The following is a 16,559-nucleotide window of genomic DNA, read 5'->3' on the forward strand; positions in this document are numbered from 1 at the left end:
TGCCTGTTTGCTCTTTGCGCATGGTTAGGTCTTTGTGGTGGACGATGGAAGTGGACAGACTTCCATAGCTTGAATCAAGCCGTGTTCAAAGGTGAATCGATGGCCCACGTGTTCATCGGCAAGAACTGCGTAAGCCTTGTCACGCACGACCTGATGCACATCGACCAAAATGCGCCCGCCCTCCTCCAAGTAAAAGGAAACCGGCTCGACGTGCGGATCGATCTCGCTCCATTGCTCCGTCCAGTAAGCGCGAACTTCTTCAGGCCCATGAACAAAACCGCCTTTAAACGCTCTCGGCCAAACCACGTCCGGAGTCATGAGGGCAAGGGCAGCGTCAATGTCTCGCGCGTTGAAAGCTGCGTAAACCGCACGGAGCAGTTCGATTTCTGGTGCTCTTTGATCTGACATAAGAGGTATGGTGAACCAGATGCAGTAAGGACTAATAATTTATTGTACAGAGTTTAGCTGAAGCTTTTTTTATCGACACTATCATGCCTGATGTCAGGTTTATTTAGAGGATTTCCCGTTTTTAATTCTTCTGTTGTAAAGAAAATTGTTTTATATATAGTCTCCACCTTTGTATCTTTGAAGCAGTAGGTGTTCGATACCGATACGGCTAAGGCTCTCATCTAATCTCTGGTTGAAGACTTATCATTTAAAGGGCAGCTCTTGCTGGGGGAAAGAGATTTTTGGGATTTTTGCACAGATACGGTAATCATAAGTGATTAGCCGGACATGATATCACTTTCACTTTTGAGGGTTTGTAGTAAGCACTTTAGTGCTTAGAAAATAAGGAATAAAGTCCTTACTACAAACTTGCTTACCTCTCAATTTAAACTTGACAAACTACCTGAAAATCATTCTTTTTGACTATTATTTGTGTAAGTCCTGTTCACTTTTTGCTGTCCGGCTGAAGACTCGATAGTATAGTGACGTACTCGTTTCCTTTAAGGGAAACAGCAGATAGGTGAGAGGATTTATTGCCACAATAATATTTCGGAAGTCACGCCGTGCCAAAAATAAGATTGCACGAGCAACTTGCTGTGCAGACATCACTCCATAAGGATTTAGTTGACTCTTAAACGGGCCAAGAATTAACTTGCGAATTACACAATCCCCATCCAAACGCTTGAGCGTAACAATATCTCCTAGCGCTCTTTTGCTGAGTTCATAAAGCGGACTCAGTGCTGGAGAAACCTCAGCCTCAGAAGTGTTTACCCAAATTTCCTTGGTTGCTTTTGCTTGTGGCCCTGTTACAGTTGTCAAAAATATATCTATCAACCGCAATGCTGAAAAGGTATTCACTTCATAAGAGGAATTGATAGCCTCGGATGTGCGGCTGGCGTAGACATTGACTCCATGATTGATAATTAAAATATCTACTTTCTCTAAACTATCCTTCAGATTGGCTTCATTGCCCAACTGCCAGGAAACTACCTTTACCCCAACTTGCTCTACTAATTTTTCTGGATTAGTGGTTAATGCCACGACTTTAGCATTATTCTTGACAAGTTCAGCCGCCAACGCTTGCCCCAACGCTCCTGATGCTCCAGTTAAAGCGATGGTTTTACCTTTGAGAGATAGTCCTGTACCCAGAATTTTATCAACTAAGGGAAAGACGCCACTGTAGTAGGCGTTAACATCATCAAAATGATGTCGCCAATGGTAAGACCGATTCACCCACCAAATGGATGGAATTGTTTCTAAAGGGCCGGGTAGGTGGTTGTAATCTGTATCAATTTTTCCTAGAAAATATCGCACAGACGCACCATACAAAAAGGTACAAGCGTAAGCTACTCCTAGCCATAACCCCATTTGCTTACCAATTAAGGCAATGACTATCAATACCAGCAGCAGTAGACTCGACTCTAAAATGTCGTGATAAAGCTGCGATTCTTGATAAACTTTCAGAGAAACTATCGATAAATCGCGGCGATAAGCCATGTGGTGCTTGTTGTGCCATTTAGCAAGCCAATTGACTTGATGACACAAAGCATGATAGCTGTCTCTTAATATCTCAGCAAGTAAAAGTGAGAAGAGTGCCCAACTAGCAAACTGTAAGCTGACATTTAGCCAAACCCAATTAATTTGTAAGCTTGTCTCAATTCCTATCAAGTTTTCAGCTAGCATTTTTATCATGTTTGTCTATACTCGTTTTTGTTAATCATTCTTCACGATCTGATAAAGGTGCGTTCAGGTCGAGTTTAGAGCAAATTCAAATCAAAGGGAATGGGGGACAAGGAGAAATAAGCAATGCCCAATTACGAATTAGTTACAGCGTATTTAGGTAAATTCTGCCCCTGCACTTGCAGCCACATCTGCTAATGATAAATTAATAATTCTATCTCGTAGACAGTTTAGAAGCAGAAGGGTTTGAAGCGATCGCAGCCGAAAATGGTCTATTATCTTACCAAGCCCTCGACAGTAGAGGAATTGTTAGAAGCGATCGCTACCCGATTAGAAAAACAAGCAACCATGCGCCAGTGCTATATTGCTCAGTCCAAGCCAGTTCCAGAACTCCAAAGTACTGATGCAGACACATCAGCAAATTCCCAATCACTCTTGCCTACTTGTCCTCAACTTAAAGAGCAATAATTCAGACAAACTACTACTTGTGCTGGTAATGAGCGATTACGTTCTTCTGCCGATGTATTGGCGATCGCCTTACCAATAGATATTTTCTCGCTATTATGGCATTTTGCGTTCGCCTTCGGCGTGGCTTTGCCAATCGTGGCACAGACACTAGCTTCCGTCGGGCCGTAAGCGTTGAAGAAGTTTCTGCCAACACACCACTGCTTGATTAATTCAGCAGAACAAGACTCTCCGGCGACAATTATTGTTTGCAGTGCCGGGAGTTCCTCCACGGGCATAACCGCTAACGCTGATGGTGGTAGTGTGATATGGGTAATGCAGCGATCGCGTAATCTAAAAGCTGACTATGATTATCTAACCGCATTAGCTTGTATAGCGATTCCCTGTTAAGTGAGGTACAGATAATATTTTGAAACGCAGAGGGACGCAAAGTAAAGCGCAGAGGTACGCAGAGATTTGTACCTCAACAGACTAGGAAATGCTATATATCCTTCTTAAAGTCCGCTCTTCAATAATTAATATTACCTAACTAAACTTTTGCTAAAAGTGGGTTGGCATTAGGTAACAACTAGCCATCAAAATCATTTCTCAACAATTTCAATTGTTTTTGTAGTCTCTACTTCCTAAAAAGTAATACTTAACTCCAAGCTAAGTCTATTGTAATCGGTAAATCTTTAATTTATTTAAGGAAAAATTGAACAAATTCAGTTTTGTTACTTTATAAATAGCTTTAACAATAGCTTCAAGTCCATATCCTGCTACAGCATCCCCCTACAACCGTTATTAGACCAAATAGCCCGATACCTCCTACGATACTAAACGGATTTCCCAATGGTGTAAGAATAGCTCAACCGCAGCAGAATTACCCCTAATGTAACTGATGATTTTACTCTTTTTTGATAAAAACTAATCTATAGGACTCATATTTGATTGCGTGAAAAAACTCAGTAGACCTCTAACTTTCTTCTCTCCTGTTACCTGTTCCCTGTTAAGAGTTTCCTTTCTATCGCGCTTGCGCTGCGCTTCTCTACGAGAGGCTTTGCCAACGCCAACGCTAACGCCAACGCGCACCACGCAAATAATTTCAGAAATAAAAACAGATTCCTATATCGTTGAAACAAATTTACTTTCTTTAAATTAACATACTGAAAATTTCAGTTAAAGAATCATCTCATTTTTCTCAATAAAATGCAACAGCATTTCAAACAATTCGGTTAAGACAGTTAAGACAGTTAAGACAGTTAAGACAGTTAAGACAGTTAAGAAATTAATCGCCAACAAGTAATGTTGTTCGCAAAGATTTAAAGCATAATAATTTTATAAATTTAAGTAAATATTTAGATAAATATCTTGACTAAAAAATTCAGATAAACTATGTTTCTGATACAATGAACATAAATTTTGAATATTTGGGCAATAATTAAAAGTTTTCAAAATTGTAATAAATTATAGTTTTGAATAAGTTATAAGTTTATAAAGGTTTAGTAATTTTGTTTAATACTTGTCAAGATTTGAATTGGAAAAATCTTAATGGTGAGTGAGATATGGCAACTAACAAAGAGCGCAGCCATACTGGTATAGTCAGTCGTAGAGAGTGCGACGATGGACGATGATAGGAATCCGAGTACACCCTATTAATTCAAGCGATCGCCATAAATTTTAATCGTCGCTAAGGACTTTCTTCAGTTCTACTCTTATTTGGAGATTAAAATATCGTGACAACCCAGGTATATAGCCAATCAGTTATAACATTTGATGGTCAAGATGATTATATAAATTTTGGCAGAAATGATATTGGTGGTGTTTTTGCTGAGGGGAGTTCAGCCTTTACAATTTCTGGATGGATTAATCCTCAAGAACTAAAAAATCAAGCCACTACATACGGAACGCACAATGTTTTTTTTGCCCGTTCCTCAGACCGATATAGTGATAACTTTGAGTTTGGCATCAATGAATCAGGAAACTTAGATATATATATTGATGAAAAGGCTGAGAAGGTTATCAAAACCTTTGGCAATGGAGAATTAACTGTCGGACAATGGCACTTCTTTGCTATTGTTTTTAATCGGGGTCAACTGACTATACACCTTGACGAGCATGAGTATTTTGGCTATTTGACAGGTGACTCTTTAAACAAAGCAACTAGTCCTGTGACTCTGGGCGCGACTTTACACAACAACATATATTTCACAGGTCAATTAGCTAATATTAGCGTCTGGAATTACCCCTGTCCGCCAGTGGAAATCCAAACACACCGCATTAAGCCTCTAGTCGGCAAGGAACAAGGATTAGTCGCTTATTGGATTTTAAACGAAGGAGAAGGAACGACCGTAAAAGACCAGACTGAAAATACTCATAATGGAACTTTGCATGGTAATCCCAGTTGGGGTTTAGCACAAATTCCATTTGGAATTACCCAATCATCGAACCAGAGTCAAACAACAAGCAATTCCCCAGAAGAGAACCAGTCAGTTGCAGAGGTTTCCTCCACTGAACTAACTGCTGTTGGCAAAGCTGACTCGCAGCAATCCATTGAGGTTTCCCCAGATGTAGAAAACGACATTCTTGTAACTCCCGTTCCTGTAGCCTCAACTACAGGAAAGGGAAAAAAAGGGGCAAAGAAGCAGAGTGAAAATACCAACATTCAAACTTCCCAGCCAAAGCAAGAAGAGAAAGTCGAAATAGCTCAAGCAACTGAAAGTCAAGTTCTGGCCGATATCCAACAGCCCAAAAAACCACAAAAATTAACTCAGGAGCGATCGCAAAAAACTATGATTACTACAGCCAATCCTAGATATAAAATTCTTTCCATTGATGGAGGCGGTATTCGAGGCATTATCCCAGCGCTAATATTAGCAGAAATTGAAAAGCGCACAAAAAAACCGATTTTTAGTTTATTCGACTTAATTGCAGGCACTTCAACCGGAGGAATTCTGGCACTAGGATTGACTAAACCCCAATTAAGTTTAGATCCATCTATATCTGAAAGTGAGCCACAAGCTCAGTACAGTGCCGAACAGATGGTCAAATTATATGTCGAATATGGGGCTGAGATATTTTACGAGCCATTTTTTGAACATTTGCTCGGCCCTCTTGAAGATATGTTTGCTCAACCCAAATATGCGTCTGACGGCAGAGAAGAAATTATCAACCAATATTTTGGTAATACCCCTCTAGAAAATAATCTTAAAGAAGTTTTCGTCACTAGCTACGATATCGAACAGCGAATTCCGATATTCTTTACCAACCAAATCGAAAAACAACAGATAGAATCTAAAAAATTTCGGAAGGTGAGTGTCGGTTTTACGCTCAAAGATGCGGCAATGGCAACTAGTGCGACACCTACTTATTTTCCTCCCTATCGAGTTGCGACTTCCCATAATCCTAGTGGCTTCTATAATTTAGTAGACGGAGGATTGGTTGCTAATAATCCAGCAAGCTTGGCGATTACAGAAGCGAAAATCAGTAGACAAGCTCAAAAAGCAGTGCTACATACCAACGATATCTTATTAGTTTCCTTGGGTACAGGTTCCCTGACGAGTGTTTACAAGTATAACGATGTGAAAAATTGGGGACAATTGCAATGGGTAAAACCTCTTTTAAACATTGTTATGGACGGTGGTAGTGAAGTTGTAGCTGGAGAATTAGAACACTTATTTGAGTCTCCTGACAAGGAAATCAGAGGCTCTTATTATAGATTTCAAACATTTTTAACAGGTGATTTAGAAGACATAGATAATGTCAAATCAGAAAATATTCGTCAGTTACAAACTATAGCTCATCGACTGATTACAGAAAAAAGTAAACAAATCGATGAGTTATGTAGTATTTTGTTAGCCTAAAAAAGAGGCAGGGGAGCAGGGAGATGAGGGAGATGAGGAGACAAGGAGATAAACAAAACTCTTAACTCTTAACTCCTAACTCAGCACGGGCTAAACCTTAGCTTTTTGCTAACAGCACTCAGCACTCCTCACTCAGCACTCAGTTTTGAAAAAGTAAAAATTAGTCACCATCTCGATTAAGTACTAAGCTAGCAAGTAAGGGTGAATAAATTCTATTACCCTTAATCAAGATTTAACCAAGAATGTAAGGATTTGAGGTAATTCCAATGGATGAAGTCGTTAAAAAAATCGCTGCTTTGGGTCTTCCTGGCATACTTCTGGTAATTGCAATTTCTGCAACAGGTTTGGCGGGTGGTTACGGCGTTGTAGCTGCCCTGGCGGGGTTGGGAGGCCCGTTTGGCATCATCGGCGGTCTAGGTGTGCTTGGTTTGACAACGCTTGTAGGGGAGGCTATAGCGGGATTTGGAATTGAAGCAGTTCTCAAGAATATTTATGCAGAACGTCGCAAAACCGAATCTGTGAGATATCTCCTCAAAGAAATTAAAGATTTACCCATTACAGAGGATCTAAAACTCAAACTAAAAAATGAACTTAACCCAACAATCACTGATAATTTTGAAGAGGTTCAGCCGCCAAAGACAATTGAAATCGTCGAGGAATAATTTTCCTGTTACATTTGTTGAGACTGCCAACAAAATGTTACTAAATTAAGTGCGATCGCGCTTAATTGCTCTCAAATAATAAAATGGCCTCTGAGTCCGATTTATACCGGATTAAACACTCAAAGGCCATTATTCAAAATTATGCAATGCCGCATGAAAGTATATTTAAATAGGAACAGATTAAAACCTAAAAACTTGTTCTGCACTAATTCATTCAATTTATAGTTTTTAACCACCACTTATATACAGTATGGGTTGATAATCAAATGAATTTTTCAGAAAAAAAAAGTTTAGATTTGGAGAAAATACAGCAAATTAAAACTGATTTTGAATTAGTTTTATTGGAGAAAACTTCAATAAACGAATGTACAGTAATTGTCAAGAAAATATCTCCGCTAGAAGTCATACTATATATTGTTTCAAGCTCAAATATTTTGCTAGAACAAATTCGCTTTTATCTTCAAGATATATGCGATGAAGCATTACTACCAAGAGCTTTTGTATCAGTGTCAAATCTACCTTTAACTGCCACAGGAGAGGTAGACGAATTAGCTTTGAGTAACATTCCTGTTATTGATGAAAGTTTAATAGAGCAAGTAGAAAAACAACTTAATTCTCATTATAAAATCGAACAGGCAGTGGTAGTAGTACAGGAGTTGAGAAAGCAAATTCCCTCACTCCATTTGTCAGATTTGCTCCCAGATTGGCAAAACAAAAATGCGATCGCAAACTTTTCTCCAATCCTCAAAGCCTCTCAGCCCAATACACCACAACATTTCACACAGCCGAAGCCACTTGCCATCAGCCACGGTGATATTCTCCCGAACGATCGCAATGCACCTATTACCTTGCCGGAAGTTTTGCAAAGAGCTGCTCAAAAGGTTACAGGTGAGGGTATTATTTACCTGTTGCCCGATGGCACAGAACTACGCCAATCCTACGCTGAATTACTGGAAGTTGCCGAGCGAATTCTTGCTGGTTTGAGAAAGTTGGGACTCAAGCCAAAAAACAAAGTCATATTGCAGATGGAACTTAGCTGTGACATTATTCCAGCTTTTTGGGGGTGCATATTGGGAGGCTTTGTACCTGCGATCGTGGAAGTACCACCAACTTATAGAGAATCAAACAAGGTGGTGGATAAGCTTTGTCATATTTGGCAGTTCTTAGATAGTCCAGTCATCTTAACTACAGAAGCTCTCAAACAAGAGGTAGAATTACTATCGCAATGGCTACCAGCAGAACGCCTAAAAACAGACACGATTGAAGCATTAAAAGACAATCCTGCCAGCAAACAATATCACCAGAGTCAACCAGATGAAGTGGCTCTTTTCAATCTGACTTCTGGCAGTACAGGAATCCCAAAATGCGTTCAATTGACTCATCAAAATCTCATTGCTCGTGCCAGAGGGGCTAACCAACTCAATCAACACCAGCGAGAAGATATAGTTTTAAATTGGCTGCCGTTCGATCATATTGGCAGCATTTCCGACTGGCATATTCGTGGTATAGAAATCGGTTGCACCCTAGTTTATGCCCAAAAAGAATATATCTTAGGTCGCCTCCTCAACTGGTTGGATTTGATCCATAAATATCGGATTACTCATAGCTGGGCCCCCAACTTTGCTTATGCCATAGTTAATGACTCTCTCAAACAAGAACCAGAACAGAACTGGAACTTATCTTGCGTAAAATTTCTCCTAACAGCTGGCGAAGCAGTATCTAGTAAAGCTGTGGAAGATTTTCGAGAAAATTTAATTGTTTATGGACTCGAAGCAACAGCAATTAGACCAGCTTTTGGGATGGCAGAGATGGGTTCGGGAATTACATATTATCAGCCCAAAAAAGAAGCACCTTTGTTATTCCATAGGATAGATAAATCTATCTTAGAAGGTACTATTAAACGAGTAGAAATAGACCATCCAAATCCTCATACTTTTACTGATTTAGGTTCAGTTATTCCTGGGGTTAAAATTCGCATAGTAGACGAGCAAAACTCTGTATTAACAGAAGACACTATCGGTCGTTTGCAAGTTAAAGGTGATGCAGTTTCTCCGGGATATTACAACAACTACGATGCGAACAGTCAATCATTTTTAAAAGATGGCTGGTTTGATACTGGAGATTTAGGATTCATTGCCAACGGACAATTAGTTGTTACTGGTCGCGCCAAAGAAACTATCATTATCAATGGAGCTAACTACTACAGTCATGAAATTGAAGCAGTAGTTGAAGAAATTGCAGAAATTGAAGTTTCCTACACAGCCGCTTGTGCAGTCTGCGATGCTGATGATGCAACAGAGAAACTGGCTATCTTCTTCAGTTCGCCTGTTACGGAAGATCAAAAACTATTAGAACTGCTAAATAAAATTCGGCAGACAGTCGTCAGTAAAATCGGGTTAAATCCTGATTATTTAATTTTATTACCTAAAGAAGATATTCCTAAAACCATCATTGGTAAAATTCAGCGATCGCAACTTCGCGATCGCTTCGGTGCAGGTGAGTTTAACCACATTATCAAACAAGTTGATATATTACTAAATAATACTAATACTATTCCTGATTGGTTCTATCAAAAAGTCTGGCGGCGGAAGCAAGCCAAACTTATAAAAGCTTTACCCCAAGGTTGTCTAACTATAGTCTTCCTCGACGAGTTAGGATTGGGGACATTTGTTTGTCAGCAACTAGAACAGCAAAACCTGCCATATCTGTGTGTTTCACCCGGCTCTGATTTTGCTAAAAAAGATTCCAATCACTTCTTTTTAAATCCTGGAAATGCAGACCATTATCAGCTTTTGCTTGACACAATCAAGGCAGATAAACAGACCATTGGTCAGATTCTCCATCTGTGGAATTATCAAGAGTATGGCGGAGAAATCAAAAGCCTAGCAGCTCTGGAAAAAGTGCAAGAACAGGGAATTTACAGTTTGTTATTTCTTGTCCAAGCCCTAGCAAAAACTCAAAGTTTACCAGATTTACAGTTATTATTTGTTTCTAGCTACACCCAATCTACGCAAGTAACAGACAAGATTGCTTATGAAAAATCTCCAGTTCTCGGTGTAATTAAAACTATTCCCCAAGAAATACCTTGGTTAACTTGTCGTCACATAGATTTGACACCAAATTCAGTACAAGTAGATGGTAACTATCTTCTACAAGAACTCCAGATTTTCTCAAAAGACCAAGAAATAGCTTATCGCAATGGACAACGTTTAATTGCAGGTTTAGAAAAAGTTAATCTGCAAGACAAACCAAAGCAAGAACTTACTTTGAAAATGGGGGGAATGTATCTCATAAGTGGTGGGCTTGGAGGCGTTGCAGTTGAAATTGCTAAATATCTAATTAAATTTTTTAATGCCAAATTGTTATTAGTAGGTCGGACTCGTTTACCAAATGTCTCATTAGAAAAAGTCAAAGTTTATCAGGAATTAAAGCAGCTTGGTTCCGTGGTTTATGAAGCAGTGGATATCTGCGACTTTCAAGCAGTGCAACAAGTGGTGGAAAAAGCCAAGGCTAACTGGGGATGTCAATTGGATGGCGTGATTCATCTGGCGGGAACTTATCACGAACAAATGCTAGTGAATGAAACACCACAGAGTTTAGCTGCAATTCTGCAACCCAAAGTGTTAGGCACTTGGGTACTACATCAGGTACTTAAGAAGCAAGGACAGGGGATTTTCATTAGCTTTTCGTCTTTAGCAAGTTTCTTTGGTGGAGCGACAATTTCTGCTTATGCTGCTGCTAACAACTTTTTGGAAAGCTTTAATCAATATCAACGTTCTGTTAGCAGGTTGCACAGCTATTGCTTTGCTTGGACAAATTGGCGTGATACAGGGATTAACAAGGGTTATCAGAGGCAAGAAATCACCCGCGCTCAAGGCTATTATGAGATGAGTTTGCAACAAGGATTATATTCCTTTTTGGCTGGTTTATATCACAACCAAGCACAGCTAATAGTCGGTTTAGATGGCAGCAATCCCAAAATTCGGCGTTTCACCTCTGAGTTTCCAGGGCTACAGAAATTAACTGCCTATTTCACTACGAGTAACGGTTCTACCGTACCAGAGTTATCAGATTTGACGGTGCGCGATCGCTTCACAACAACCGTTAACTGTGACTTCGTGCAACTATCCCAAATGCCTCTCACCGCTAATGGTGAAATCAATCGAGACTTATTGGCTAGGGGTATGACTCAAAGAGCGATCGCTCCCCGAAACGAGACAGAACGGCAAATAGCTCAAAACTGGCAAGAAGTATTAGGCATACCTCAAATCGGCATTCATGATAACTTCTTTCAATTAGGAGGAAATTCCTTGCTAGCCTTCCAAGTCATTTCTCGGTTGCGTGAGACTTTTTCTGTTGAGTTGTCGCCCAATCGTTTTTTTGCATCCCCAACTGTAGCTGGTTTGGGAGAAAGTCTTGAGGCGCTACAAACTGTCGTCAGCAAGTGGAATGTAGCTATTGATGACGCAGAGGAAGAATATGAGGGAGGCGTATTATAAATGACAACAATAGAATTTGTCTCTTATTTAAATAGTTTAGGCATCAAAATTTGGTTAGAAGGCGATCGCTTAAACTATCGCGCTCCCAAGGGAGTGATGAACCCAGACCTGAAAAACCAATTGCTAGAACGCAAATCAGAAATCCTGGCTTTTATACAAGAAGCCAAGACTGCCACAGACTCCTCCTTTGCACCAATACTGCCTATAGAGCGTTCTACAGAGTTGCCCTTATCCTTTGCCCAGCAGAGGATGTGGTTTCTCTATCAATTAGAGAGCCAAAGCCCATTTTATAACGAGGGTTTCCAGCTGCGCGTTCAAGGTGTACTCAACGTAGAAGTTCTTCAGCAGAGTATCAACGAAATCATTCGCCGCCACGAGATTTTACGGACAACATTTCCAGCAATAGATGGAAAACCCGTGCAGGTAATTTCTCCTAGCTTGCTGATTGCTATGCCAGTGCTGGACTTGCAAGGTTTAGAAGAATCAGAAGTACAACAGATTGTCACAAAAGAAGCTCGGCAACCTTTTGATTTGGATAATGGCCCTTTGTTGCGAGTCACTTTACTGCGACTGGGGTCAGAGTCGAATGTGCTGGTGTTGATTATGCACCATATAATCACGGATGGCTGGTCAATGGGGATATTCATCAAAGAGTTGTCCAGCCTCTACCGAGCTTTTACTCTTGATTCTCCTTTACTCCTCGCTGAGTTGCCCATCCAGTATGCTGATTTTGCAGTTTGGCAGCGACAATGGTTAACCGAAGAAATTCAAAAACAGCAACTCAATTACTGGAAGCAACAATTAGCTGGTGCTACACCCTTATTAGAACTACCCACAGACAAACCACGTCCCGCCGTTCAGACTTTCTGTGGTGCTACCCAGGAATTTCAAATTGACCAAAATTTGAGCCAGCAAATCAAAATTTTCAGCCAACAGTCAGGAGCTACCCTCTTTCATACCCTACTGGCGGCTTTCGTAGTTTTAATGTTTCGTTACAGTGGTCAAGATGATATCTGCATTGGTAGCCCTATTGCCAACCGCAACCGCACAGAGATAGAAACATTGATGGGCTTTTTTGTCAATACATTGGTACTGCGTCACCAAATCGAGGGAAATCCGAGTTTCGGTGAGTTTCTCTCTCAAGTGCGACAAGTTGCAACGTCTGCTTACACTCATCAAGATGTCCCCTTTGAACAAGTAGTAGAAGCCTTGCAACCAGAACGTTCTCTCAGCTACAATCCCCTATTCCAAGTGGTGTTTGTCTTAGAGAATTTCTTGTTGGATACATTAGAATTGCCTGATGTTACCCTGACTCCTCAATTTATAGAACGTGGAACATCTCAGTTTGATTTGACCTTGGCAGTTTGGGACACAAAAGAGGGGCTGATCGGTTCGTGGGAATATAACAGCGACCTCTTTGAGCCAGATACCATTGCGAGGATGACAAGTCATTTCCAGACTTTGTTAGCAGGGATTATTGCTAATCCGAATCAAACCATTGGTGAATTACCACTGCTGAGTCAGCAGGAGCGACATCAGTTACTAGTGGTGTGGAATGATACTTATACGCCTTATCCTGACAGCAAATGCATCCATCAGTTGTTTGAAGAACAGGTGGAAAAAACACCAAATGCTGTGGCTGTGGTCTATGAGGATGAGTCTCTGACATACCAGCAATTGAACCTCCGCGCCAATCAATTAGCGCACTATCTGCAATCTTTAGGTGTTGGTGCAGAAGTATTGGTAGGAATTTGTGTTGAGCGTTCTCCCCTAATGATAGTAGGATTCCTGGGCATTCTCAAGGCTGGTGGGGCTTATGTACCGCTTGATCCAGCATATCCTCAAGAGCGGTTGGCGTTTATGCTAGAAGATGCCCAAGTTAAAGTGCTGTTGACCCAGAAAAGCTTGGTCGCAATGCTACCGTCACATCAAGTGCAGGTGATTTGTCTGGATAGCGACACAGCAATCTTCAGCACCAGTGTAGAGAATTTACTTCATACAGTAACAACTGACAATCTGGCTTATGTGATTTACACTTCCGGTTCCACTGGCAAACCCAAAGGAGTGCAAATTGAACATCGAGGATTGTTAAATCTCGTCTTTTGGCATCAACAAGCTTTTGCAGTGTCGCCGCTTGACCGAGCAACACAAATTGCGGGAGTCGCATTTGACGCTTGTGGTTGGGAAATCTGGTCTTATCTGACGGCGGGAGCTAGCATTCACTTTCCTAACGATGAAACCCGACTTTACCCCGAGCAACTACGAGACTGGTTGTTGTCAAAAGCAATAACCATTAGTTTCCTACCGACACCAATGGCCGAGAAAATTTTATCATTAAATTGGCCGGCGAATGCTGCTTTGCGGACTTTGCTCACAGGTGGGGATCAATTGCATCAGTATCCTTCAGATTCCCATCCCTTTAAGGTGGTGAATAACTACGGGCCAACAGAGAATACTGTAGTCACAACATCTGGTACTGTTCCGAAAAGACAACAAGACTATATACCACCTGCGATTGGGCGGGCGATCGCTAATACCCAAGTTTATATACTCGATTCCCTGTTGCAACCTGTACCCATTGGTGTGACTGGAGAATTGTACATCGGTGGTGAGAGCTTGGCACGAGGCTACCTCCACCGTCCCGACCTGACATCAGAACGCTTCATTCGTAACCCTTTCCAGAGAGGCAGGGGAGCAGGGGAGCAGGGGAGCAGGGAGCAGGGAGCAGGGAGTAGGAGGACAATTCAGCACTCAGCACTTTTATATAAAACAGGCGATTTGGTTCGCTACCAAGCCGATGGCAATATAGAATTCTTGGGTCGCATTGATAGCCAAGTTAAAATTCGTGGCTTTCGCATTGAACTTTCCGAAATTGAGGCGGCTTTGACTCAACACCCACAGGTACGCGATGCTGTTGTGCTTGCAAGAGAAGATAAACCCAGTATTAAGAGTTTGGCAGCATATATCATCCCAGAACTGACACAGCCGAACAGTAATGAGTTACGTCAGTTTCTCAAGTCCAAGCTCCCCAGTTACATGATACCTGCATCCTTCATAGTTCTAGAAGTTCTGCCGATTACCCCCAACGGCAAAGTAGATCGTCGTGCATTACCAGTACCAGAGTTCGAGTTCGATGAATCAACTGGCTTTGTCTCTCCCCACACCCACACTCAAGAAGTCTTGGCAAAGATTTGGCGGGAGGTTTTAGTTCTAAAAAAAGTCGGTATCCACGACAATTTCTTTGAATTGGGCGGAGATTCTATCATTAGTATGCAAATTATTGCTAAAGCTAATCAAGCCGGACTAAAACTTACTCCCAAACAAATATTTCAACATCAAACAATTGCTGAATTAGCTGCTGTTGCTGGTACAATTAATTCGGTTCAATCAGAACAAGGTTTAGTTACAGGGGTTGTCCCTCTAACACCGATTCAGCACTGGTTCTTTGAGCAAAATCTGCCAGAACCTCATCACTTTAACCAATCCTTCCTGCTAGAAGTTCCCGCAAATTTGCAACCGGAGTTATTAAAGCAGGCACTACAAAAGTTACTGTACCATCACGATGCTCTACGCCTGCGGTTTGTGCAGCAGGAGGGGCAATGGCAGCAGTACAACAGTGATGCGAGCAATGGCGTATCGTTGAGTATTGCAGATTTGTCCTATCTGCCCCAAGCAGAACAGTTAAGGACAATTGAAGCCAGGGCAGAGGAAGAACAAAGAACGCTGAACTTAGCAGATGGGCCGCTGATGCGGGTCGTTCTGTTTCACTTAGGCAATTCCCCCGGACGTTTACTCATTATCATCCATCACCTGGCTGTAGATGGGATCTCGTGGCGAATTTTGCTAGAAAATTTATCTGGAGCATACAAACAATTAGAAACTGGCAAAAGTATCCAACTACCTGCAAAAACAACTTCCTTCAAGAATTGGGCAATGCGATTGCAGGATTATGCCCGCAGTCAACAACTCTACTCACAGTTAGATTACTGGCTGGACTCAATCCAGTTCCCAATTGCTCCTTTACCGTTGGATTATGCTGCTGTTGCCCAAGATAATACTGTAGCTTCCAGTCGGATTGTATCTGTATACCTGAATGTAGAACAGACTCGCACTCTATTACAGGATGTCCCCGGAGCCTACAATACTCAAATTAACGATGTGCTGCTGACAGCGTTGGTGCAGACTTTCGCTCGTTGGACAGGTTCTCACTGCCTTCTGATTGACTTAGAAGGTCACGGACGAGAGGACTTGTTTGAGGATGTGGACTTGTCTCGTACTGTAGGCTGGTTTACTACTATATTCCCCGTGCTGTTAAAACTGGAGGATCGTTTCGATCCCGGAGAGGTTCTCAAGTCGGTAAAAGAGCAACTGCGACGTATTCCCAACCGAGGTATTGATTATGGCATCTGGCGCTATCTTAGCCTGGATGAGAGCGATCGCAGTGAAAAAGCTCTTGAGCAGGGAGCGGGGAGCAGGGGGGCAGGGGAGCAGGGGAGGCAGTGCGGTCTTGGGGGTTTCCCCCAGGAGCAACTGCCGTCGAGCAGAGGAGAAAAACTACCTATACAAGTCCTACCCCAAGCTGAGGTGAGCTTTAACTACTTGGGTCAATTTGACCAAACGCAGTTAGCAACCCTTGGGTGGAAATATGCTCAAGAGTCTAGCGGTTCCATTCACAGTCTCAAAGGACAGCGCCGCCATTTGTTAACTGTAAATGGATTAGTTGTTGAAGGAAGGCTGAAACTGGAATGGCAATATAGCGAGCATTTCCATCGCCGGGCCACTGTAGAAAATCTAGCTAATGAATATATAGAAGCCTTAGAAGCTATTATTGCCCACTGTTTATCCCCAGAGGCAGGTGGCTATACTCCTTCAGATTTCCCGGAAGTTGAGTTTAGCCAAGAAGCTTTGGACGAACTACTAGCAGAAATTAATTAAATAAAGTCGTTCATACTATAAACCCGGTT

The 16,559-nt window shown here is 41.6% G+C and carries 7 protein-coding genes and 1 pseudogene; 5 read left to right on the forward strand and 3 right to left on the reverse strand.

Going from position 1 to position 16,559, the window contains the following annotated elements:
* Window positions 1-24: 24 nt before the first annotated feature.
* Window positions 25-408: a nuclear transport factor 2 family protein gene (locus RMZ42_RS24845; protein WP_322673920.1), complete on the reverse strand. Its 384-nt coding sequence runs from the start codon at window positions 406-408 to the stop codon at window positions 25-27.
* Window positions 409-873: 465 nt separating this feature from the next.
* Entirely contained in the window at window positions 874-2,139 is a 1,266-nt protein-coding gene (locus RMZ42_RS24850) for a bifunctional sterol desaturase/short chain dehydrogenase (protein WP_322673921.1), read from the reverse strand.
* Between the two features lie 234 nt (window positions 2,140-2,373).
* Here RMZ42_RS24850 and RMZ42_RS24855 point away from each other — a divergent pair, with 234 nt between their 5' ends.
* Window positions 2,374-2,595: a hypothetical protein gene (locus RMZ42_RS24855; RefSeq protein WP_322673922.1), complete on the forward strand. Its 222-nt coding sequence runs from the start codon at window positions 2,374-2,376 to the stop codon at window positions 2,593-2,595.
* 53 nt (window positions 2,596-2,648) lie between these two features.
* On the opposite strand, the pseudogene RMZ42_RS24860 reads toward RMZ42_RS24855, so the two are convergent.
* Window positions 2,649-2,927 (reverse strand): annotated as a pseudogene (locus tag RMZ42_RS24860) (AMP-binding protein); the annotation flags it as partial.
* 1,380 nt (window positions 2,928-4,307) lie between these two features.
* Here RMZ42_RS24860 and RMZ42_RS24865 point away from each other — a divergent pair.
* The 4 genes from RMZ42_RS24865 (at window position 4,308) to RMZ42_RS24880 (ending at window position 16,530) form a co-directional block, all read left to right on the forward strand.
* Window positions 4,308-6,434 (forward strand): patatin-like phospholipase family protein, encoded by a 2,127-nt coding sequence (locus RMZ42_RS24865; RefSeq protein WP_322673923.1) that lies wholly within the window; start codon window positions 4,308-4,310, stop codon window positions 6,432-6,434.
* A gap of 266 nt (window positions 6,435-6,700) precedes the next feature.
* Window positions 6,701-7,096, forward strand: coding sequence for a hypothetical protein (locus RMZ42_RS24870; RefSeq protein ID WP_322673924.1), 396 nt, complete (start codon window positions 6,701-6,703; stop codon window positions 7,094-7,096).
* A gap of 266 nt (window positions 7,097-7,362) precedes the next feature.
* Window positions 7,363-11,595, forward strand: coding sequence for an SDR family NAD(P)-dependent oxidoreductase (locus RMZ42_RS24875; RefSeq protein ID WP_322673925.1), 4,233 nt, complete (start codon window positions 7,363-7,365; stop codon window positions 11,593-11,595).
* On the forward strand, window positions 11,596-16,530 hold the full coding sequence (locus tag RMZ42_RS24880) for a non-ribosomal peptide synthetase (RefSeq protein WP_322673926.1): 4,935 nt from the start codon (window positions 11,596-11,598) through the stop codon (window positions 16,528-16,530). It abuts the gene before it with no gap.
* Window positions 16,531-16,559: the final 29 nt, after the last annotated feature.

The sequence above is a fragment of the Nostoc sp. DedQUE05 genome (genome assembly GCF_034530955.1).
In the GTDB taxonomy this organism is placed as follows: domain Bacteria; phylum Cyanobacteriota; class Cyanobacteriia; order Cyanobacteriales; family Nostocaceae; genus Nostoc.